At 50.9% G+C, this 2,500-nt stretch carries 2 rRNA genes (1 of these 2 cut by a window edge); both read left to right on the top strand.

Features of this window, described 5'->3' with window-relative positions:
• A 23S ribosomal RNA gene (locus tag D568_RS0111570) occupies positions 1-2,212 on the top strand; it begins 674 nt to the left of the window's first position.
• Positions 2,213-2,373: 161 nt separating this feature from the next.
• A 5S ribosomal RNA gene (rrf, locus tag D568_RS0111565) occupies positions 2,374-2,489 on the top strand.
• The last annotated feature ends 11 nt before the right edge of the window (positions 2,490-2,500 follow it).

Below are 2,500 nucleotides of genomic sequence, written 5' to 3'. Positions count from 1 at the left end.
ATCTATCCATGGGCAGGTTGAAGGTTAGGTAACACTGACTGGAGGACCGAACCCACTAACGTTGAAAAGTTAGGGGATGACTTGTGGATCGGAGTGAAAGGCTAATCAAGCCGGGAGATAGCTGGTTCTCCCCGAAAACTATTTAGGTAGTGCGTCATGTCTCACCCACGGGGGTAGAGCACTGTTTGGGCTAGGGGGTCATCCCGACTTACCAACCCCATGCAAACTCCGAATACCGTGGAGTGCAATCATGGCAGACAGACGGCGGGTGCTAACGTCCGTCGTCGAGAGGGCAACAACCCAGACCGCCAGCTAAGGTCCCAAATGTTAGTTAAGTGGGAAACGATGTGGGAAGGCTCAGACAGCTAGGAGGTTGGCTTAGAAGCAGCCATCCTTTAAAGAAAGCGTAATAGCTCACTAGTCGAGTCGGCCTGCGCGGAAGATGTAACGGGGCTAAAACTAGCAACCGAAGCTGCGGATGCACTTTGTGCATGGTAGGGGAGCGTTCTGTAAGCCGTTGAAGGTGTGTTGAGAAGCATGCTGGAGGTATCAGAAGTGCGAATGCTGACATGAGTAACGATAAAGGGGGTGAAAAGCCCCCTCGCCGGAAGATCAAGGTTTCCTATTCAACGTTAATCGGAATAGGGTTAGTCGGCCCCTAAGGCGAGGCAGAAATGCGTAGTCGATGGGAAACAGGTTAACATTCCTGTACTTGTTATTACTGCGATGGAGGGACGGAGTAGGCTAGGCCATCACGGCGTTGGTTGTCCGTGTTTAAGGTTGTAGGCTGAGAGCTTAGGTAAATCCGGGCTCTTAAGGCTGAGAACTGATGACGAGTCTCATTTTTGAGACGAAGTGGTTGATGCCATGCTTCCAGGAAAAGCTTCTAAGCTTCAGGTAATAACGAACCGTACTGTAAACCGACACAGGTGATCAGGTAGAGAATACCAAGGCGCTTGAGAGAACTTGGGTGAAGGAACTAGGCAAAATGGTACCGTAACTTCGGGAGAAGGTACGCCGGCCTTGGTGATGGGACTTGCTCCCTAAGCTGAGACCGGTCGAAGTGACCAGGTGGCTGCGACTGTTTATTAAAAACATAGTACTCTGCAAACACGTAAGTGGACGTATAGGGTATGACGCCTGCCCGGTGCCGGAAGGTTAATTGATGGGGTTAGCTTCGGCGAAGCTCTTGATCGAAGCCCCGGTAAACGGCGGCCGTAACTATAACGGTCCTAAGGTAGCGAAATTCCTTGTCGGGTAAGTTCCGACCTGCACGAATGGCGTAACGATGGCCACGCTGTCTCCACCCAAGACTCAGTGAAATTGAAATCGCTGTTAAGATGCAGTGTTCCCGCGGCTAGACGGAAAGACCCCGTGAACCTTTACTATAGCTTTGCACTGAACTCTGAACCTATTTGTGTAGGATAGGTGGGAGGCTTTGAAACCATGACGCTAGTTGTGGTGGAGCCAACCTTGAAATACCACCCTGGTATGTTTGGGGTTCTAACGCAGGTCCATTATCTGGATCGCGGACAGTGTATGGTGGGTAGTTTGACTGGGGCGGTCTCCTCCCAAAGAGTAACGGAGGAGCACGAAGGTTGGCTAATCCTGGTCGGAAATCAGGAGGTTAGTGTAATGGCACAAGCCAGCTTGACTGCGAGTCTGACACGACGAGCAGGTACGAAAGTAGGTCATAGTGATCCGGTGGTTCTGTATGGAAGGGCCATCGCTCAACGGATAAAAGGTACTCCGGGGATAACAGGCTGATACCGCCCAAGAGTTCACATCGACGGCGGTGTTTGGCACCTCGATGTCGGCTCATCACATCCTGGGGCTGAAGCCGGTCCCAAGGGTATGGCTGTTCGCCATTTAAAGTGGTACGCGAGCTGGGTTTAGAACGTCGTGAGACAGTTCGGTCCCTATCTGCCGTGGGCGTTGGAAAGTTGAGAAGAGTTGCTCCTAGTACGAGAGGACCGGAGTGAACGAACCTCTGGTGTTCCGGTTGTTATGCCAATAGCATTGCCGGGTAGCTACGTTCGGACGGGATAACCGCTGAAAGCATCTAAGCGGGAAGCCTCCTTCAAGATTAGCTTTCCCTGGGATCTTGAATCCCCTAAAGGGCCGTAGAAGACTACTACGTTGATAGGCTGGGTGTGGAAGCGTTGTGAGGCGTTGAGCTAACCAGTACTAATTGCCCGTGAGGCTTGACCATATAACAGAATCGACTGATTGATAACATGATCAATCGACGGACTTAGTGTGATACACAGTGTCCTCAGTAAAACGAAAAACAACTTTGTTCATCGCCCTATTTGGTTGTGTGATTAGGCACTACGAACGTAGATAAGACCGAAAACAAACCATACCTGTTTGCTTGACGATCATAGCGAGTTGGAACCACCTGATTCCATCCCGAACTCAGCAGTGAAACGACTCAGCGCCGATGGTAGTGTGGGGCTTCCCCATGTGAGAGTAGGTCATCGTCAAGCTTCTAATATAA

The organism is Gilvimarinus chinensis DSM 19667 (genome assembly GCF_000377745.1).
GTDB lineage: Bacteria > Pseudomonadota > Gammaproteobacteria > Pseudomonadales > Cellvibrionaceae > Gilvimarinus > Gilvimarinus chinensis.
The sequence above is the reverse complement of the archived record's forward strand: the minus strand, read 5'-3'. Positions and strand labels throughout refer to the sequence as shown.